The organism is Mesorhizobium onobrychidis (genome assembly GCF_024707545.1).
GTDB lineage: Bacteria > Pseudomonadota > Alphaproteobacteria > Rhizobiales > Rhizobiaceae > Mesorhizobium > Mesorhizobium onobrychidis.
Map to the genome: position 1 here is coordinate 140,409 of NZ_CP062230.1, position 19,767 is coordinate 160,175.

Below are 19,767 nucleotides of genomic sequence, written 5' to 3' on the forward strand. Positions count from 1 at the left end.
CCTCATTGTGGCTTCAACATCAGATTTACGTTGGCCGCGCGTTCGCGTTTCTGAACGCATGCTTTCTCCGTCGGGCTCCATTCGAGGCCTTCGCGCGGATCGCAGAGGCCGGCTGTCTCGCGCGGTTTTTTGTCCTCGTCCTTAAAATCTGAGGACTGCGAAGTGCCCGAGAGATTGCTTGCCGTGCTGGCGTTGCGAGAGTTGATCAGGTCGCCCATTGCCGTTCCCATGCGGATGACCTGATTCATCATTTCGAGATTGGCATTGCGGGCGCCGGAATTGTGATCCCAACTGTCCTGGATCGTACCACTCTGCATCCCACCCAACTGCTGCAGCCACGAGGCAGCATTTCCGACGCTATCGGTCGCCGCTTGCGACGTCGCCATGGCGTTGATCGTTGAGTTCCGCATGCCGCTATAGGCAGTGTTGCCGCCACCGTAGTTGAGCGGGATGTTTGCCTGATCCGAGCCACCAAAGGCCGGAAGCCATCTTTGCGTGATGTTTTTTACGTAGCCCTGGGTCTCCTTGAACGGCGGAATGCCGCCGTATTTTTGGACGTTGCCGTGACCGGAATTGTAGGCCGCAAGGGCAAGGTTCACGTTGCCGTTGAAGCGCCTCAATTGCTGCCGGTAATATTTGGCGCCTCCGCGCAGGTTTTCCTCGATGTTGTGAGGGTTAACGCCGAGATCGGCAGCCGTGCCGGGCATGAGCTGTGCCAGGCCGATCGCGCCCACGCCTGACTTTGCACAAGGGTTGAAACGGCTTTCCTGGTACACAAGAGCGAGAAACTCGTTCTCGTTGATGCCTTCCTCTCGGGCGATACGCTTCACCAGACCGGCAATTTCCGGATTGGCGTTGGCAGCTGCTACCGGATCGTCTCGCCGGCCAGGCCGGTACACCGAGCAAGTGACGCTCTTGTTTACGGAAAAACGATCCTTGTCGACTTTTTCGATTTCGGTCGTCTTTTCGTCCCTCGTCGTACGCTCAGTCAGGTTCGCACCGTCGATAACGGGCACTCCTCCCGCCAATGCCGGCGCCGGTACGGCAAGCGCCGTCAACATCAGCCATAGAGCAGGATTATTCTCCATTGGCCCTCTCCCATCCGCAGAATTCAGCCAGCCAGTGTTCAGGCTCATCGCCATATTTTTCCCGCAGCGCTGCACACTCTTCGATCGTCTTCTTGTTGCCGGAGAGCACCTTTACGACCTCCGGCATTGTCGACAGATCGAGACGGGCAATGACGGAGTCATTGCCGTGCTTGATGAGAAACGTGCGCTTTTCAGGCGGGGTATTCTTGATGAAGTTGAATTCTTTGACCGTCAGCCCAAATCGCTTGATGTAGCTCTCGTCATCCGCGCGCGGATTCGGGAAATGGATGTTCGTTGCTGCTTGCTCGATAATCGTGTGAGACGCTTTGGCCTTGGCGATATCGGCCGCTGATTGCGTACCAAAGCCGACGATGCCATTCAGCTTTCGGATGGTTTTCATCTTGTCGACGATGAAGTTGCTGAACGTCTCGTCCGAGAGAAGCTGCCAGCCTTCGTCCATGAAGAACATGACAGGATCGCCGGTCAGCAGTTCGTCGAGGCGATGGTAGATGTACATCAGCGCCGGCGTGCGAAGATCCTCAGTCAAGAGGATGCTCGTCATGTCGAAACCGAAGACGCTTCTTCCGGAGAACGACAAGACATCGTGCGGAGCGTTGAACATCCACGCCTTTTCACCGTCGATCCAAGGTCGCAGTCGGGAATGAAGATCATTCGCGTCGGCTCGAGAACGGCCGACGAGGAGGTCCGAAAGATTTGGCAGATTGCGTTCAGCCGCAGGCTCCTGCATCAGGCGGGCGATCGCTCGTTCGAGCGTGTCTTCGTCTTCTGGTGAAAAGTCCTGCCGATCGCCCGACCGCAGCATGGCTTTGAGCAGGCGCAACAGAAACTCGCGGTTCGGCCCGGTGTTCTCAAGCTGCAACGGATTGAAGCCGGTCGGCGTGCCAGGCGACAACACTTCGTAGGAGCCGCCAATCGCACGGATGAAAATCTCCGCGCCCCTATCCTTGTCGAAGAACACGGCCTTGGGGGCCGGCGATACCCGGAAGGCTTGCGCCAGAAGGAAAGTCATCGCCACGGTCTTGCCCGACCCAGTGGGACCGTCGACTGTGAAATGACCGATATCGCGACGATGAAAATTGAACCAATAGGGCGTTTGCGATGTTGTCTCGAGGATCGTGATCGGCAGGCCCCAATGTGTCCGGTCGGCCTGCCCGGTCGCGAAATTGTGCATCGACGATAGGCCCGAGAAATTTGCACTCGACAGCATGGCCTTGCGGGCGATGTAGCTGTGATTTCCCGGCAGTTGCGCCCAAAAGGCCGCTTCAAGGTTCACGTCCTCTCGCAGCCAGTTGATGTTCATGTCGGTGAGGCACGATCCGAGCTCCGAAACGGAGCGGCTTACACCTTCCAGATCTCGCGACAGGCACAACAATGACAGATGATGGAACCCGAACACGGCTTCCTGGTTCATGAGACTATTGAGCGCAAAGTCGATGTCGTGCTCGACCGAACTACCGGCTTCATCAGACGCCTGGATTTGCCGCTGCAGGCGACTAATCCGCTCTTGGGCAATTGGCTTGTCCGCGATCGTGAATGATTGCGTCAGGATGAATTCGTGGTTCACCTGCAGCAGGCCGTCCAGCATCCCTGGACCGGTGAATGGCGGATATTCCTTGACGGACAACAGCGCGCCAAACCGGTTGTCTTCTTCTATGGCACCCTGCGCCTGCATGGTCCGCTTGCTGAAATGCAACCGCGACGTTCCGACGTAATTGCGCATGCCCATGCGGGGCAGCCTCATCTTCCGGGGCACACCGCAGGTCAGGATCGTATTGAAAAACTCGCAAGGTTCCGAATAGGGCTCGCCGTCGCGATTGCTGATCCCGAGCGCCCGGGCACCGTATTTCTGAAGCTCGCGCGTGATGTTTCCGATCAGCTCCTCGAGCTCCGTCACATCCTCGCGCGTTTGCTGCCCGCGCGCATCGCCGCCGGCAGTCCGATCCAGAAGGCGCTTGGCCGCATCGCTCAAGCCGAGCGGTCCGCGCATCCCCGATCGCACGATGGTCAGGTAGATCTCGTTTGTGAACATGCGCTTCCGGCGCAACTGCTCCATGTAGCGCCTGTTCAGGAGATCGCAGAACGGATCATCGAAGGTTCCCTCAATCTCCGTATCGACCTCGCGCCGGATGACCGTCGACCAGACGGAAAAACGGCTTGATCCGAGCGCCCGGATCATCGTGTTCTGGACGACCGAGCGCATATTGAGCTCAGCCTGATCCTCCGTCTGGAAGAACAGGCCATCCAGCTTGATCACGCAAAGAAGGGCGCCATTCTCCAACCCCACGACCGTATTCGAGACGTGCCGTAAATAAGGAATATGAGTCGCCATAGGCCGCTCTTTGTTAGCGACCTTCCCAAATCCGAGTTCTTCTCTAACGACTTTCAGCATCCGTTACGGCCCATATGAGTTGGCTCCCCAAAATGTCTTATTGGGCGTCCGCGGAGTCTTCCGGGACGCCACCTGCAACACGTCAAGAATCTTGCTATCCCAAGTGCAGAGCGAAAACAGGAAGAGGTAGCTCACCGGAGCTACCAGGAGCGCCCACAGCGAATTCGTCCCAAGCCAGCCGATGATGGTTATGCCGACGATGATGATGACGGCCATGTACGGCACGCCCCACAGCGTTGGTGACCGGGTTAGTCCGATCACCAACGGGGTCACCAGAGGCTTTTCGTCCTGGTGCTCAGCCATCGGTCAATTGCCGACAGCCGAGATCATCTCATCGACGATATTGGGAGCGCCGAACACCAAACCGATGCCGATGACAACCGCGCCCGCTGTGAACCAAGACAGACGGCCCGCAAATGCCAGAAAGCCCAGTCCGATGACGGCAATGATCGCGAGCAACCGACCAAACGGACCGGTGATGAAGTCAACAATCATCTGTACGGCGGTTTGAAGCGGCCCGAATGCACCACCACCACCGCCAGTGCCTTGTGCAAGCACCAGATCGGCGCCAGCCACCTGCATAACCGCCACGAGCCCGAGTAGCGCCGCCAGCTTGACAGCCCCTGCCCCCGGTCCCCTTACCGCATCAATTCTCATACTTCTCTCCTTCAAAAATGCATCACGCCGCCGACGAACCTGCCGGTTTTCTTGACCGCGATGACGCCAACATCTCGATCATCGCCTGCATCGGCGATTGCTTCCGAAGCATCCGCCGGCGACTTGCCCGTGGTTGCCGGCATCGGCAGGCCAAGCTGATAGTTCACAACCTTCGCCACGTAGCCGACGGTCTCTCTGAAAGGCGGAATGCCGCCGTACTCATAAATCCGCCGTTCCCCGGCGTTGTAGGCGGCCGCGACCAGCAGTGGATTTTGAAATTCGTCGAGGAGCACCCGCAGGTACTTCATCCCGCCTTCGATGTTTTCCGCGGGATCGCAGACGTCGCGCACACCGAATTGTGCCGCAGTCGCAGGGATGAGTTGCATCGGCCCGCGCGCGCCCTTCTCCGAGTTTCGGATTCGATCAAAGCCGCTCTCAGCCCAGGCAATGGCCGTCGCAAATACTTCATCGACCTTGTGGCGACGTGCTGACTCAACGACCAACGTCTTGGTTTCAGACGCACTTAATGGAGATGGGCCGCATTGCCGCACGTTTTCCGTGTCCTGTTTGTCAGGAACAATAATGCCATTGTGGCTTATTGCGCCCGTGGCGCTTCTAACTAGATCGGCGTCAACCGATTTATCTTCCTTGGCTCTCTGCGCTGAAGAAGTGTTACCGATATGGTTAGAAGTCATGGCGGCTTTTTTAGCCGCTGGCTCTGATAGCACAACGCCATCGGCACCAAGGACGAAGTCGCTTTCAGGGCTGGACCACCGTCTATCGAATATGGCCGTGATCGCGGTTTCGCTAAGAGCGGCAGGGCTCCCCTGATTGCTGATGGAAGCATGCTGTTTTGGCGCTCTTTTAAGGATTTCGCCGCCCTGGGATGCTCCTCCTCCCAAGGTCGAAAGCGCCGCTACACCTATCAGCAGAACGATGCGTGAATCAGCTGCCATCCTAGCCCTTCCTGCCAACAGCCCCACCTCATTTGAGGTGTTGAGATCGCGATGAAAACCGATTAAGTTCTAACAGGTATGATATCGATATGGCATACTGGTACATGTTTTTGCGCCATACTTAAACCCCCTAGGTGCAGGGAATCCAATATAACCAAGATGGTAAGGGCTAGAAAATGAAAGGCACGATCATCGCCGCACTCGCAAGTTGCATATTGGCAACGTCTGCCTTCGCTGCGCCGGACATCGACAAGGACTACGTCAAATCGCTGGCGTCGCCGGGCAAGACAGTCCTGGTCGTCGAATACTATGACGGCAGCGGTAAAGTCGTGGATCGCAAGGGCTTTGCATCTGCCAGTGGATATAAGGCTGTCTCGGCGACCGACATTCAGATCGACGACAAGACAACACTGCATCTCTACGGCGTCGAGCCATGCAGCGGCGAGATGGTGAATCGCACCGAAGGATATTCGGGATCATGCAGCGGCTTCGCGCAGCAAGAATTGCAGGTGATGCTGAGGTCAGCAAAGGTTCTCTTCTGCCGCGCCTTCGTCAGCGAACAGAATGCACCGAGCCAGGATGCGACTTGCTACGGCTACTATAACTATCCCGGCAGCCTCGACAGCGTTGACATGCTTGAAGACGAGCTGGTCTCCCTTGGCGCACTTCGAGTGGTGAAAAACCCGGATGGTTCGCCCGCGCGCGCGGATCTCGAAAAAGCACAACGCATCGGCAAACAAGGGTACGGGATGTGGGCCGATCCGAGGGTCAAAGGCCAATGAGAAGGGCCGCGATTTATCTAGCGGCAGTCCTCACATCAGGAGAGATCAATGCCGCGCCTGCGGGATACTTCGATCTTCAACCTGGCGTGACGCTCGAATCCGGCGACACATGGGTTGCCGACGGCAACCGCTATCGTCTCTACGGTGTGCAATCTTGCCTTCGCGGCACCACTTACACCGACAAGACAGGCCAAAAGCGAGATTGCGGCGATGCCTCGCTCGCCGTTTTCTCCGCCTACATCAAAGACACCCGACCGGTTTGTGCGCCTGTCGCGAAGACCGCCAATACGGCTTACGTCGTCTGCTACGCCACAGTCGGCAAGGACAGACTTGACCTTGCGACCATGATGGTCACTAGCGGATATGCCTTCGCTGCCCTCAATGCCGAAGGGCTGCCGTTTCACCCTCCCTATGCCGTTGCCGAACAAAGCGCCCGAGAGCAACGGGCCGGTCTGTGGCAGTTCGAAGACGTTCAGCACCCGGCCATCCTCTTGAGCAGGTTGGCAAACGAACGCGCCAAGAAAGCGAAGTAATGAAAAGGCATATATTCGCCGCCGCCGTATCCACCGTCATCGCGGATCCCTCGATCGCCGCGGACATCATCGACGAGCCGCCATTGCCGCCGCGACTCGAGCCGCAAGCCGCAGCGCCGGCTCCGGCCTTCCCCGTCTTTCGCGGCCGGGTGGCGGTCATGGATGGCCGGACGCTTTGGTATCCGCAATATGCACAACGGGTGCGCCTCGCCGACATCGATGCGTGCGAGCTGCCGCAATGGGCGCTTAATCCCAAGTGGGGCAACCGCGCGAAGACGAAAGCGCCGCTCCCGGTCCCATGTGGACCGCTCGCCAAAGCATGGCTGAAACGCACAGTCAGCGACAAGAGAATCGAATGTACGGTTCTCGGCTACAATCGTGACGGCGTGCCGCTCGCTCGCTGCGCCGCCTCCGGCCGCGACCTCGCCCTCGAGATGCTTCGTGTCGGTTGGGCGCGGGTCGCCTCTCCCAACCCTGTCAACGGCCAGTATCTCACCTATCAGAACTACGCGATGGCAGCACGCTACGGCATGTGGGCCACTTACGTCCTCGATATGAATGAGTGGCGACTGAAGGCCGTGGACAAGACCTTAGATCGCCGGCCGATCGCTGATTTCAATCTTCTTGCAGAACGGGAAAGCGAAATTTCGCCTCCCTTCGCCGACGCTCGCAAAAAACCGAAGAGGACAGATCGATAGTTGCCAGACTTCGCCCATACTGCGAACTCCATCGCAAACGATCCCTTGGCGAGCTTGTTGCTTGCCATTCCGATATCGTTCGCGCTGATCGTCCTTTCCTCACGAATCTGGTGGGTGCATGGCCCCTTTGCTGTGCTACTGCTCGCCGTGTCGATCCTTTTTCAAAGTCAACGCAACCTCGCATTCGACAGCTTTCTGGTTGGGCTCTTTGCTTTCCCGCCACTGTGCCGGGACATACCCAACCAGCTGCTTCTGTTCCGCATAGGGATATTCTGGTTCTCAGCCTTCGCGATCATCGCCGCCATCATTTATGCCGCTGGCGATCGAGCGCAGCCCGCCCTACCCGTCGACAATCTCCATGTCGATCGGGCGACACCGGCAGTCACCATCGAGAGGACCACCTGACATGAAAAACCTGCTTTATGCAGCAGCCGGCCTAGCAGCCGTCGCTATCTTGCCTGCTACCGCCGCCAAGGCTCAAGATGCCTCCTGGGGTTGCCAAGTACTGCTCTGTGCTGCCTCGCAAAGTCCGTCCTGGCATGGCGTCTCCTACTGCGTTCCGCCAATGACGAAACTCATTCGCGCCATGGCGAAGCCAGGCTTCTCTTGGCCGATTTGCCACGAAGCAAAGGCTGGAGAACCTGGCCGCCAAGAGTACGCAGACTGCCCGGAAGGCTCGAACGTCGGCTATAGCGAGCGGGGCAAGGAAGGCAATCGCCGCGTCCCCGATCAGTGCGTCAAGACCGTGAATGTCTGCAAATCGAGGTTTAACAGCCAGGCCGACAAAAATGGCCTCACTATTCCCGTTCGTCGCGCTGGTCGTGACAGCGACAACGGAAGCTATAGCTGCACTAAAGAAATTTCGTCAATGCGTCCCCGCCGCACCGATCCCTGGTATTTCGACATCCCAAACGACCAAGGCGTAAAACAACGCCACTGGTTCAATTTGAATCTTTAGGTGAGGACTCCAGCGTGAACCAAAACGCACTTCTCGCGATTGCCGCCACCGTTGGCTTGTTAGCCGGCGCTGGCGGCACATGGCTTGCGATGCCCGGCGTCGAAGCACAGGCACTTTCTAAGGCCGAACTCACAGCGGCTATTTCGGCCGATCCTTCGCTGTGCCCTGTTCGGCAGGCCCCGATCGTCGAAGCGCCGACGGAGGATGAAGCTCTAGCCGCCTTTCGGAAGGCACAGCAAGCTTCGCCGCTCGTTTGGGACCGCAACAACATGCCCGAGATCTCGCTTGCTCTCGGCCAGTGCGACAAGAACAGCAGCGGCCCCGGAGTTTCGTGCATGACATCAATCAGGATGTCACCACAGGCGCAGCCGCTGGATCGCGTTGTCGGGTTTGCAAAAGGTGCATCCGGCGAATGGATCGCTACCATCGACTAGCTGTAGTAGCGGCTTGAGAACATCCGGGCGCGGGCGCGAGATCATCGTGATTTTCGGCTCAGATAATCTGCGACCATCGGAGGTGCCTTGGACCGGGCGCAGGTCGGTGAGATCGAGGCGAACAGCAAGGAAAACGTGCGTTTTTCTGGTGGTCGTCAAGCCGCCCGCTTCCGTTACGAAATTCAGGGCCAGATTGCACCCTTGCGTTCTGCCTAATCTTGCAGTGATTCACTTGCGCCAACGGCAGGGTACGGACCCCGTTGCTGTCGTTCGACCGCCTCAGCCTCAGCGACGCGATTTGACCCGAGGCTGCCGTTCAGTCTCGCGATCTTGAAGGTCCGGAAAGCGCTGGAGCCGACATTCACCCAGGCCACTTTGGGGGTGTATTTGCTCCGAAAGCGAAGACATGAATTGCGGAGTCTTGCTGTCCGGCGCGCGACGGTCGTGATAGATTTCCGGCCAGCGAGGTAGCATCATGCCGGACATCGCTTCTTGGCTCGCCCGCCTCGGGCTGGACAAATATGCAGAGGCGTTCACCGCGAACGAAGTTGATTTCGATGCGCTTCGGCATCTTACAGAAGATGATCTAAGGGAGCTGGGTCTACCCATCGGCCCGCGCCGTAAGGTTATGGCGGCGATCGCCGCACTGGACGACGATACCATGTCGCCCATGAGTTCCGCTTCCGCTCAGGGGTCTGCGCCGCCTGCACGCGGGGCTGAGCGGCGGCAGCTGACCGTGGTGTTCATCGACCTCGTGGGTTCGACCGAGCTGTCACAGCGGCTTGATCCGGAAGAAATGCGCGACGTCTTCCGTGCCTACCAGAGTGCAGTGTCGGCGGAGATTGCACGATACGAGGGTTATGTTGCTAAACTCATGGGCGATGGGGTGCTCGCCTATTTCGGTTGGCCCAGAGCACACGAAGACGACGCCGAACGGGCAGTGCGCGCGAGTCTGGCGGCAGCAGCGGCAACCGCTAGCCTGAGGACGCTATCAGGCGAAGCCCTTGCAGTCCGTATTGGCATTGCCACCGGTCTCGTCGTGGTCGGCGACCTGGTGGGCGAAGGATCAGCGCAGGAAGAGGCCGTCGTCGGCGAGACACCCAACCTTGCGGCTCGCTTGCAGGCCCTGGCCGAGCCGAACAAGGTCGTGATCGCTGGTGGCACTCACCGGCTGGTCGTCGGATTGTTTGACATGATCGATCTCGGCCACCAGCAACTGAAGGGCTTCGCAACTCCCGTTCCCGCTTGGCGCATCACCGGCGAGGCAGATGCGGAGGGGCGCTTTGATGCGCTGCATGGCGTTGCAACGCCGTTGGTGGGGCGATCCGAGGAACTCGAGCTTCTGCTCCAACGCTGGCAGCAAGCTCGCGCCGGAAAAGGCCAAGCTATATTGTTGTCGGGTGAGCCGGGCATCGGTAAGTCGCGGCTGACTGCCGCGCTGGAGGAGCGATTGAGCGCCGAGCCGCACGCCCGGTTGCGCTACTTCTGTTCCACCTACCACGCAAACAGCGCACTCTATCCCGTCACGAAGCAACTCGAGCGCGCTGTGGGACTGGGGCACAGCGACACTTCGGATACGAAGCTCGATAAGCTCGAAACTCTGTTGCGACAGGCTGTCTCCGATATTGCCGAAACGGTACCATTGTTGGCGGAGCTGTTGTCGATCGACACACTTGGCCGCTATGCGCCCCTGAAGCTGACGCCTCAGGCGCGTAAATCACGAACGCTGACAACCCTGATCCAACTGCTCGAAGGATTTGCGGCGCGACAACCTGTCGTGATGATCATTGAAGATGCCCACTGGATCGACCCGACGACCAGCGAATGGCTCGACATGCTGATCGACGGTTTGCAGAACCTGCCTGTGCTTCTGATCATCACCTTCCGCCCCGAGTTCAAGCCACGGTGGACGCTGCTATCGTACGTCACTGCGGTATCGCTCAACCGCCTTGATCACGATCAGGGGTCAGCGATCGTCGACCGGGTGGCTGGTGGCAAGACGCTGCCGGCGGACGTTAGAAACCAAATTCTGGCCAGGACCGAGGGCGTGCCCCTATTCGTCGAAGAACTGACCAAGACAGTTCTCGAGTCCGGCCTCCTTACCGATGAAGGCGACCACTATGTCCTGTCGCGGACGTTGCCCTTCCCTGTGATCCCGTCGACGCTGCAGGATTCGCTGATGGCCCGCCTTGACCGTTTCGCCCCGGTCAAGGAGGTGGCCCAGATCGGTGCCTGCATCGGTCGTGTCTTCCAGCATCGTCTGCTGGCTGCCGTGGCCGGTTACGATCATGCCCGGCTCGAGGGCATCCTGCAGCAGCTTGAAAAGTCCGAACTCGTATTTCGACGCGGTGTCCCGCCCGAGGCGACCTACACGTTCAAGCATGCGCTCGTCCAGGACACCGCCTATCAGAGCCTCCTCAAAAGCCGACGGCAGCAGATCCACGCTGTCATCGCGTCAGAGTTGGAAGCGCAGTTCCGCAAGATCACAGAGGCCGAGCCTGAGATGCTGGCGCACCATTACACCGCCGCAGGCAACGCAGAGCAGGCTATTGAGTATTGGATAAAGGCAGGACAGCAAGCCCTGAAGCGGTCCGCGAACCGCGAGGCTGTGGCCCACCTTAGCAAGGGACTTGAGGTGGTTGGTTCCCTGCCCGACTCCGAGGGTCGCCTGCGCCAGGCGCTTCAACTACAGAACGCCATGGCTGTGGCCATGAAGACGGCCAGGGGCTGGAGCGCTCCGGAAGTACTGGAGGCCTTTTCGAAGGCGCGAACGCTTGCCGAGAAGCTGGGCGACAGAAATCAGCTGTTCGTCGCGGTCTGCGGTGAAGCCTCGTACCACATGATTTCTGGCAATTTGCCCGCTGCTGACGAACTCGGCCTTCAATGCCTGGAGCTCGCACGGGCATCCGGTGACCCGGGCCATCTCCTCGAGGCCCATCATCAGCTCTGGGCCACCAAGTACTATTTGGGAGACTATGCCGCGGCAGAAGCCCACGTGAATTTCGGCATTGCGACCTATGACGCCGACCGGCATCATGCTCTGACTTACACCCACTCAGGGCACGACCCCGGAGTGTGCTGCAGGATCTACTCTGCGTCGATGCTTTGGCTTCGTGGCTATGCCGACCAAGCCCTTGTCCGTTGCCGAGAGGCCAATGTGTTGGCCGAGCGAGTGTCTCATCCCATCACGCTGGTGCTTGCGCAGTCGAACCTCACCAACGTCCATCTGATGCGGCGCGAACCTGGCGCGGGACGCCAATGGTTGCAGAAGTGGACTGCGCAGGCTCAGGAGTTCGCCCTGCCAATTTTAATCTCTCAGGGTAGGTTCTATCTCGGCTGGGTGCTTGCCGAAGAGGGACGGGCAGCCGAAGGCATCCCGGAGATGCGCGAGGCTATTGCAGTCATCGGCGCGACTGGCGTCAAAGTGAGTATGCCATATTACCTGTGCGTCCTGGCGCGGGCCTGCGGCGAGTGTGATGAGGCGAGCGAGGGACTTGACCTGCTGGATAAGGGCTTGAGCATTGCCCAGTCCGGCTCGAAGTATCAACTCCCGGAGTTGTTCCGCACCAAGGGTGAACTCCTGCTGCGGCAAAATCCGAACGACGATACCGCCGAAAGCTGGTTCAAACGGGCCGTGACGATGGCCCGCGATGAAGGTACGAAATCGCTGGAGTTGCGGGCGGCTCTTAGCCTCGCGCGGCTGTACCACAACCACGGGAGCGACGGAGAGGCGCGTGACCTGCTCGCCCCCGTCCACGCCTGGTTCACCGAAGGTCTCGATACTCGTGATCTCGTCGAAGCAAAGGAACTACTCGATCAATTTAGATAGATGCACTTTCAGAAGGCCGCCAAGATCAAACCGAGCACGCGTCGTTCTTTGTATTGTCTCGACGACAAGAACTAATCTCCCGGACGTCTGAATAGGGTCCAAATCACCTCACATCGCCTCGACCGTTCTGCATCAGTGGCCGTTCCTTCCGCCACAAGCGAACGGCAACAATTGGCGCAACGTGCTCGTTCTGGCTGTTGAGCCGAGCGGCAACTTCCCGTCCATCTCGCACATTGGCGGCAGCCAGCAGATAGAGTTTTGACCTTGGAACGCCAGCCGTGTGAGATCGCCACCGCCGGGCGGCCGTGGCCGATACCCGCCCCGCCGGGGTTCGGCAGCAGAGGCAGGGTGACATGTAGGCCCCACCCGTCTGGTCACCACCGTGGACGATGGCTCCAGCGAGTTCAATGGAAAGCGGATGGTTCTGCGGCTCCCTTGGACTGCTCGGCCCGACGATGTGGTGCCCGAACGTACGTGGGAGCGCATCACATCGAGCCGTTGAGACCGGTTCGAGGTGCAGCCGCCCGGTATCTACTTACGCGGCGCGTCGTTGAGCGAGGTGGAAACCCGAACGGGCTCGACGAGGCTCGACGGCGGTCACGATGCTGTGGTGGTGATCACAGTAGACGCGATCCGGCGAAGTTGGCCCAGCGCAAAAACGGTAACCGCCAGGTACTGACGGGTCTTCGCTCACCGGAAAGCGGCACTGATAGAGGCCTAGCTGAATGAGGGGGACATCCCTCGAAGTTAGTCTGATATTATCAGGCATGATGATTTTCAGGTTCCTAGTTCATAGCCATTGCCTGCTGACGGCCGCGGTGCGACTGCGTCGGTGCGAGCTTCTCTCGGTTTGGAGGGCTACGGATAACCATATGGTGTTGGTCGCAGCGTCAATGAAGCCCGACGCCTTGCTTCTGAAGCCAATGGTTTGCGACTTAAGGCCACACCTGAGCGGCTAAGAACGCACAGGCAAAGTGCCATCGTAGGCTGACCCCGGCACCCGCCCCGCCGGGGTTCGTCGGTGGCTGGGGTGGGGTTGGCTTGTGGGGCCCCTATCAGGCGCGCGCTACCGACACCCTCGTTCACATTTCGGGAACTTCTCATGGCCGGCCCCTCTCATCCCCAAAACCCAAATCACTCTGAACGACCGAGTTCGACCCTTTTGCGGTCATTCAGTTGCGAGCGTTGCATGACGCGATCTGACCCTAGTCGGACGTTCCCGTTGGACGAGCACACTGCAACGATCTCGTATCCCAATCCGGACATTCCGCTGCTCTTGCGGTTCGACAACAGCCTTTTCGCCACAACGTGGCGCCACGCGGCAAATCGGATTCGGTCGTCGTGAACGGTCGGGCGCTTCGGAGCGGGCAAGGGCAGTTCCGTGGCGGGCGTTGGAGGGGTCGCTCCGATGTTGGCTCCGGGCCGCTGATCAGAGGCCCTGGTGATCAGGGATAAGGGTCCGCGGCCCGTCGCTGCTCAACGCGAAGTCGTGACCCTGAAGTGGTCGTTTGGCGGACAGCGATTAGCCCGGAAGCTCCGGCTATGTTAGAGTTCTGGCGATCGCATCGTCAGAGTTGAGCGCATTTGGCGCGACACTCTTGGCCATGACGTCACCAAGGTCCTATGGAACGCAAGCTTGCGGCCATTGTCGCCGCCGACGTCGTAGCTTACTCGGCCCTGATGGAGGCGGACGAGGGAGGGACCTTCGAACGGCTCAGGGCCAGCCGCAGGGAGCTGTTCGAGCCCGAGATCAACAAGCATCACGGGCGCATCTTCAAGCTGATGGGCGACGGTTTGCTGGCGGAATTCGGCAGTGCAGTCGATGCTGTCGAGTGTGCGGTGACACTTCAGCGCGGCATGGTGGAGCGCAACGCAAGCGTCCCCGAAAGCGAGCGCTTCGAGGTCCGCGTCGGGATCAATCTGGGAGAAGTGATAGTCGAAGGAGACGATCGCTACGGCGAGGGTGTCAATGTCGCCGCTCGCCTGCAGCAGCTCGCTGATCCCGGCGGCATCTGCGTTTCAGAGAAGGTGTCCAAGGAGGTCGAGAAGAAGCTGGCGTTTGAGTTCGAACCCATGGGCGGGCAGCGGGTGAAGAATATAGCCGAGCCGATATACTGCTATCGCGTGAACTTGCAGTCGGCGAGAGCCACTTCGGCCGGTCGACCGATATCGCTGGAACTGCCCGACAGGGCGGCCGTCGCCGTCTTACCGTTCGACAACATGAGCAGCGATCCGGAGCAGGAGTTCTTCGCCGAGGGATTGGCTGAAGACTTGATCACCGATCTGTCAAAGGTGCCCGGCCTTCTGGTGATCGCGCGCAACTCCTCGTTTGTCTACAAGGGAAGGTCGGTCGACGTCCGATCGATCGCGAAGGATCTTGGCGTCCGCTACGTTGTCGAAGGCAGTGTGCGGAAGGCGGCGGCGCGTGTCAGAATCAACGCGCAGCTTATCGACGCGCGCGAGAATGCGCATGTCTGGGCAGACCGCTTCGACGGCGACCTGGCCGATGTCTTCGCCTTGCAGGACGAGGTTGTTGGTAAGATCGTTAGTGCACTTTCCGGTTCGTTGCCTTCGGCGCGCTCGATGCCTCGGCAGAGGACGTCGAATTTCGAAGCGTACGAGCTTCTGGTGCGCGGACGGACCTTGGTGACGCAGTCGCCAGACGCGAACAAAACCGCGCGTCCGCTCCTCGAAAGAGCGATCCAGCTCGATCCGGGCTTTGCGGAGGCGCATGCTTGGCTCGCGATGTCACACGTCTGGGGTTGGATGCACTGGGGAGAGACTGAGGAGCACCGTTCACTTGGTCGAGCGGAGGCTGAGCGGGCTGTGTCGCTTGATCCAGGGAACGCCGGGGCGCACTCGATCCTGGGTTATATTTTACAGTTCGATTTTAAGGCGGATGAGGCAGCGGCGGAATTTGCGACAGCGCTGAGGATCGACCCCAATCACGCCGACTCTTGGATCTTTCTCGCTGAATCGAAGGCGCATCTCGGTAACGCGGTCGAGGCGATCGAGTGCATTCAAAATGCCTTCCGGCTGGATCCCTACCCGCCCGGACGATACTATTGGATGCGCGGATACGTGGAATATGCGGCGCACCGATACGAGGAAGCGGTCGACACCCTTCGGCATGAAACAACCTACCGGACAGGGTCGCGGCGGATTTTGGCGGCCGCCCTTGCACAGCTTGGCCGGACGGACGAGGCCAAGGAGGAAGCACGAAAATTCCTCGCCGCCAACCCGCATTTTTCTATACGGCAATGGGCGAGCACACAGCCGTTCCGCCGCGACGCGGATCGCCAGCATTTCGTGGATGGCTATCTAATGGCGGGTCTACCGGAATGACCCTCCGGTGTGCGCGAATGACCGTTCCTGGCGCGCGAAGCAGCCGTTCATTCGCGGGCGAGCGAGCGACGGCTTCTGGCGCAACCGGCTTGTTCCGATGACCAGCGCTAAGGTCAAAAATCCACCCATTGGAGACATTTGCCATATTCAGAACGGGCTATCACTGAACCGCAGCCATCACGGACAGCGTTCTGCAAGACGTGTCTAGCACGGCTTCCGTTCCGATCGGCACTGCAACCGGCCGATCCCCGTGCCCCAAAGGTAGGCCTCCGAGAATCGGGACGCCGAGATGGGAAAGGCGTTCGCGCAGAAGATCCACAATGGTGACACCTTTGGAGCTGGCGAAGCCGCTAAATTGACCTATCGCGACGCCGGCCACGCCATTGAGCGCACCGGATTTCAGCAGTCGCGTAAGGTTTCTATCGACATGGCCGAGCCCCTTCTCAACATCTTCGATGAGGAGAATGGCTCCTCTCAGGCATGGCAGTGCCCAACCCGCCGCGGTTGCAATCATGTCCAGATTACCCCCCAGAAGGATGCCTCGGGCTTGTCCGCTTGTGGTCAACGCCGAAGTGATTTCACCAGGCACAGACTGGACCGTTACGGCTTCCGTGGACAGAATAGCGTGAAGGAATGACTGTTCGGCACGTACTCCGAACTGCTCAGCAGGCCAGCAAGCACCGTGGATGCCGGGGACACGAGCGTTGCGCCACATCGCTAGATGCAGAACGGTGATTTCGCTAAAGCCAATCAGCGGCTTCGGGTCTGCGCGCAACGCGGCGAAGTCAAGGGCATCTGCAATTCGATAAGCCCCTTTTCCGCCACGCGTCGCGATGATCGCCCGAACCGATGCGTCATTGATAGCTTCGTTCAAATCCTTGAGTCGATCTTCGTCCCGTCCGGCGAGATATCCAAACCGATCAAAGACATGACGACCTAGCTGAACTCGTAAGCCGTTGCTCTCAAGCAAAGTCGCGATTTGCTCTACATCTTTCTCATCTGGCCTGCTGGCAGGAGAAACGAGGCGCACAATATCGCCTGCGCGAAGCACATTTGGCTTAACTTGAGCGGTCACATTTGTATTGATGGGCAGGCCAGCCTCCTTACCCTAAATCGAGGCAGTGCTCGCCCGCAATCTACAATGCTCAATGGCGGCTAACCACCGATAGTGTTGAAAAAGTCCGGGTTGCAGCAGTCCTGAAGCACTGATTCAATCTTCTTGGTAAGAGGAGATTGAGTCGATGATGGGCGAGCAAAGTATGATGCAGGAGGAGCTGTTCTACGGCTTCAGCCTGGAGCGGCATGTGCCGGCGGACCACCTGCTCAGAGCCATCGACCGCTTCGTGGACCTGTCCGGCATTCGCCAGCATCTGGCACCCTTCTACAGCCCGATCGGCCGTCCCTCGATCGACCCTGAGTTGCTGATCCGGATGCTGATCGTCGGCTATTGCTTCGGCATCCGCTCGGAGCGGCGGCTGTGCGAGGAGGTTCATCTGAACCTGGCCTACCGGTGGTTCTGTCGGCTTGGCCTGGAAGGCGATGTGCCGGACCATTCCACCTTCTCCAAGACTCGCCACGGACGCTTCCGCGATGCCGATCTGCTGCGTGAGCTGTTCGAGACCGTCGTCCGGCGCTGCATGGCGGAAGGCCTCGTCGGCGGCGAAGGCTTTGCGGTGGATGCCAGCATGATCGTCGCCGACGCTCATCGTCAGCGCGGGATTGAAACGGCTGAGGAGCTTAAGCCTGAGGCCAAGCGGGCCGTGGCCGAATATCTCGCCACGCTGGATGATGCCGCCTTCGGGGCCGCCACACCGGTGGAGCCCAAGTTCATCTCTCCTGTCGATCCCGCCGCACGTTGGACTGCCTCTTGGGGCGGCCCGGCCGTCTACGCATATTGCACGAATTATTTGATCGACGTGGAGCACGCCATCATCGTCGATGTGGAGCCCTCGACCGCCGTGCGCCAGGCCGAGGTGACGGCCGCCAAGACCATGATCGAGCGCACCCACGACGATCTCGGCCTCTGGCCAGGGCGGCTGATTGCCGACACCGGCTACGGCTCGGCCGAGATGCTGAACTGGCTGGTGCATGAGCGCGGGATCGAGCCGCATATCCCGGTGTTCGACAAGTCCAAACGCAAGGACGGCACCTTCTCGCGTGAGGACTTCACCTACGATCACAAGGCCGATGCCTACATCTGTCCTGCCGGAAAGAAGCTCAGGCAGCGCCAGAAGACCTATCGGATGCCGCGCCCTCTCGTCGACGAGGACGGCATGATGCGCTATCGCGCCAGCAAGCTGGACTGCGACGCCTGTGCCCTGAAGCCGCGGTGCTGCCCGAACGCGCCGGCGCGCAAGGTACCGCGCTCGATCTATGAGGGCGTGCGCGACATGGCCCGCGATATCGCCAAGACCGACGCCTACCAAACCTCACGCTATCAGCGGAAGAAGGTGGAGATGCTGTTCGCGCACCTCAAGCGCATCCTGAAGCTCGACAGACTGCGATTGCGCGGTCCCTGCGGTGCCCGCGATGAGTTCCACCTCGCAGCCATCGCCCAGAACCTCAGGAAATTGGCCAAGATCTGCCCCCTTGGGACACCAATCCAAGCCACTTAGGGCGAGGAGGTCGCGTCGACCTTAATCAAGACGCTCGGTGCGAGTGGATCCACGGCTTCATCGCCGACTTCTTCAACACTATCCACCCATAGCGGAAGTACAAACTGCGACACCTCCCTGGCCAGCATTATCATACGCAGGCCGGACGGCGCGTTGAGCGCGCGCGCGGCACGCATACGGCGTCACCCATTCACGCGTCGTCCGGGCGCTTGCAGACGATGGACGCGCCTACGAGCATGCCGTTGTTATAGGTGGCGATCTTCAAAAGCTCTTCCGGCGTGTGTAGGGTCATTTGAGTTTCCTGATCCTTGGTTGGCTCAAGCAGCGTTGAGGCGCTGCAGAATTGCAGTGGCGTAGGCGTGCGTGGTGAACTCGGCCCCTGTGGGGTCGACCATTTCGCGGCGGCCGGCCAGGCACATGTCGAGGCGCGAAGCCATGCCGCGCAAGACGCTCTTGTTATCGCCGTTCGGCACGTTGCGGCCGTTCGCGGTGCGGCGAATGTGGATAGGGTAGATGTTGATAATCTCGAACCCGCCGAACGAGCGGATGGGGAATCGGGCTGCGATTTCTTCGGGTGTCGTGATCATTTTTCCTGATCCTTGTTGGGTTGTGGCCAGTCAGGCCGTGATGCCGTGGTGCTGCTTCCAGCGCGGTAGTTCGGTGGTGAGATTCCCGCGGTTCAGTTTCTTGGCTACGCCGCGCCGGACGATTTCGTTCGTGTTGGTGGTTTCGTGCCAGCACCGGGCAAAGTGATCCCATGCCTGAAAGCACAGCCCCCCTGTGGCGGTGTACTGGTTCGGGGTCGGGACGCCGTTTTGCGTGACGCCCTGACGCGGGCGCAGGGCGGCGTAAACGCCGATGGAAAGGTCAGTGACGACGATGGGGCGGGTCATTGGTCCTGCTCCTAAGCCGCTGTGAAGATCAGGGCCATGACGCCGCCCTGCTCACGAATCCAAGCGTTGTCGGCGTGGTCGGTGACGCCACCCGGGCTCTTGATGCTGCGTAGCTTCTCGCTCGCGGAGCGTGCGCCCTTGCCTTCGATGATGCGCGCATCATGGCCCGAACGCAGTACGATGAACACGTAAGGCGCCTTCGGCAGGCCGGCCGTTGCGGCGTCACTGATGGCCGCGTCAGCGTCGAGCCAAACCTTGTGCAGGTTCAGGGTCGAGACGTCGACCGGAGCCGCCACAGGGACAGGCGCAGCGTGGCGCTGGCGTGCAAGCTGGGTGCGCACGGTGTTCGGGTTGTGGTCCGGCAGGGCGGCGACGGCCTCGCCTGCGGTGATGTCGGGGTTGCGCGCGAGGATATCGCGCACGATGGCCGACGTTCCGGTCTTGGGCATTGTCCTGTTTCCTTGTCGCGTGATTGCGACAATTGCTATATAATAGATATGCAATTGCGTTGCAAAGTGAGAATTGCAAATGTGCAAAATAAAAGGGCAGCACAGGGCGACCCTTTGAAG

General features: G+C 59.5%; 19 protein-coding genes. 10 read left to right on the forward strand and 9 right to left on the reverse strand.

Annotation, left to right across the window (positions count from 1 at the left end; translation table 11 throughout):
• Positions 1–2: 2 nt before the first annotated feature.
• From IHQ72_RS36575 to IHQ72_RS36595, 5 genes are read right to left on the reverse strand one after another with little or no spacing between them, the layout of a single operon-like run.
• Positions 3–1,088, reverse strand: coding sequence for a lytic transglycosylase domain-containing protein (locus IHQ72_RS36575; protein WP_258124331.1), 1,086 nt, complete (start codon positions 1,086–1,088; stop codon positions 3–5).
• Complete coding sequence (locus IHQ72_RS36580; protein WP_258124164.1) at positions 1,078–3,498, reverse strand: VirB4 family type IV secretion/conjugal transfer ATPase; 2,421 nt, start codon at positions 3,496–3,498, stop codon at positions 1,078–1,080. The genes IHQ72_RS36575 and IHQ72_RS36580 overlap by 11 nt, the downstream gene beginning before the upstream one ends.
• A 3-nt stretch (positions 3,499–3,501) precedes the next feature.
• Positions 3,502–3,801 carry a VirB3 family type IV secretion system protein gene (locus IHQ72_RS36585; protein WP_236372195.1) on the reverse strand — a complete coding sequence of 100 codons (300 nt, stop codon included), beginning with the start codon at positions 3,799–3,801 and terminating at the stop codon, positions 3,502–3,504.
• A gap of 3 nt (positions 3,802–3,804) precedes the next feature.
• Positions 3,805–4,155: a TrbC/VirB2 family type IV secretion system protein gene (locus IHQ72_RS36590; protein ID WP_236372199.1), complete on the reverse strand. Its 351-nt coding sequence runs from the start codon at positions 4,153–4,155 to the stop codon at positions 3,805–3,807.
• Positions 4,156–4,166: 11 nt separating this feature from the next.
• The gene (locus IHQ72_RS36595; protein WP_258124166.1) at positions 4,167–5,111 is read right to left on the reverse strand and encodes a lytic transglycosylase domain-containing protein; all 945 of its coding nucleotides are present in this window, start codon (positions 5,109–5,111) and stop codon (positions 4,167–4,169) included.
• 176 nt (positions 5,112–5,287) lie between these two features.
• Between IHQ72_RS36595 and IHQ72_RS36600 the strand changes: the two genes are divergently transcribed.
• The 9 genes from IHQ72_RS36600 to IHQ72_RS36640 all read left to right on the forward strand — a co-directional run bounded on the left by IHQ72_RS36600 (position 5,288) and on the right by IHQ72_RS36640 (position 15,690).
• Positions 5,288–5,893 (forward strand): hypothetical protein, encoded by a 606-nt coding sequence (locus tag IHQ72_RS36600; protein WP_258124167.1) that lies wholly within the window; start codon positions 5,288–5,290, stop codon positions 5,891–5,893.
• On the forward strand, positions 5,890–6,426 hold the full coding sequence (locus IHQ72_RS36605) for a thermonuclease family protein (protein WP_258124168.1): 537 nt from the start codon (positions 5,890–5,892) through the stop codon (positions 6,424–6,426). Before IHQ72_RS36600 ends, IHQ72_RS36605 begins: the two co-directional genes overlap by 4 nt.
• Positions 6,426–7,124 (forward strand): thermonuclease family protein, encoded by a 699-nt coding sequence (locus tag IHQ72_RS36610; RefSeq protein WP_258124169.1) that lies wholly within the window; start codon positions 6,426–6,428, stop codon positions 7,122–7,124. Before IHQ72_RS36605 ends, IHQ72_RS36610 begins: the two co-directional genes overlap by 1 nt.
• Positions 7,125–7,529, forward strand: coding sequence for a hypothetical protein (locus IHQ72_RS36615; protein WP_258124170.1), 405 nt, complete (start codon positions 7,125–7,127; stop codon positions 7,527–7,529).
• Between the two features lies 1 nt (position 7,530).
• Entirely contained in the window at positions 7,531–8,082 is a 552-nt protein-coding gene (locus IHQ72_RS36620; protein ID WP_258124171.1) for a hypothetical protein, read from the forward strand.
• A gap of 14 nt (positions 8,083–8,096) precedes the next feature.
• Entirely contained in the window at positions 8,097–8,516 is a 420-nt protein-coding gene (locus IHQ72_RS36625) for a hypothetical protein (RefSeq protein ID WP_258124173.1), read from the forward strand.
• A gap of 87 nt (positions 8,517–8,603) precedes the next feature.
• Complete coding sequence (locus IHQ72_RS36630; RefSeq protein ID WP_258124174.1) at positions 8,604–8,732, forward strand: hypothetical protein; 129 nt, start codon at positions 8,604–8,606, stop codon at positions 8,730–8,732.
• A 259-nt stretch (positions 8,733–8,991) separates the two neighbouring features.
• Entirely contained in the window at positions 8,992–12,345 is a 3,354-nt protein-coding gene (locus IHQ72_RS36635; RefSeq protein WP_258124175.1) for an adenylate/guanylate cyclase domain-containing protein, read from the forward strand.
• A 1,623-nt stretch (positions 12,346–13,968) separates the two neighbouring features.
• The gene (locus IHQ72_RS36640; protein WP_258124176.1) at positions 13,969–15,690 is read left to right on the forward strand and encodes an adenylate/guanylate cyclase domain-containing protein; all 1,722 of its coding nucleotides are present in this window, start codon (positions 13,969–13,971) and stop codon (positions 15,688–15,690) included.
• Positions 15,691–15,850: 160 nt separating this feature from the next.
• Here IHQ72_RS36640 and IHQ72_RS36645 read toward each other — a convergent pair whose 3' ends face one another.
• Positions 15,851–16,765, reverse strand: coding sequence for a S66 peptidase family protein (locus IHQ72_RS36645; protein ID WP_258124177.1), 915 nt, complete (start codon positions 16,763–16,765; stop codon positions 15,851–15,853).
• 166 nt (positions 16,766–16,931) lie between these two features.
• Between IHQ72_RS36645 and IHQ72_RS36650 the strand changes: the two genes are divergently transcribed.
• On the forward strand, positions 16,932–18,305 hold the full coding sequence (locus tag IHQ72_RS36650; protein WP_258124178.1) for a transposase: 1,374 nt from the start codon (positions 16,932–16,934) through the stop codon (positions 18,303–18,305).
• 317 nt (positions 18,306–18,622) lie between these two features.
• Here the strand turns inward: IHQ72_RS36650 and IHQ72_RS36655 are convergent, their stop codons facing one another.
• The 3 genes from IHQ72_RS36655 to IHQ72_RS36665 are packed head-to-tail and all read right to left on the reverse strand — an operon-like array spanning position 18,623 to position 19,647.
• On the reverse strand, positions 18,623–18,892 hold the full coding sequence (locus IHQ72_RS36655) for a hypothetical protein (protein ID WP_258124179.1): 270 nt from the start codon (positions 18,890–18,892) through the stop codon (positions 18,623–18,625).
• A 30-nt stretch (positions 18,893–18,922) separates the two neighbouring features.
• The gene (locus tag IHQ72_RS36660; protein WP_258124180.1) at positions 18,923–19,198 is read right to left on the reverse strand and encodes a hypothetical protein; all 276 of its coding nucleotides are present in this window, start codon (positions 19,196–19,198) and stop codon (positions 18,923–18,925) included.
• 11 nt (positions 19,199–19,209) lie between these two features.
• Entirely contained in the window at positions 19,210–19,647 is a 438-nt protein-coding gene (locus IHQ72_RS36665; RefSeq protein WP_258124181.1) for a hypothetical protein, read from the reverse strand.
• Between the last annotated feature and the right edge of the window lie 120 nt (positions 19,648–19,767).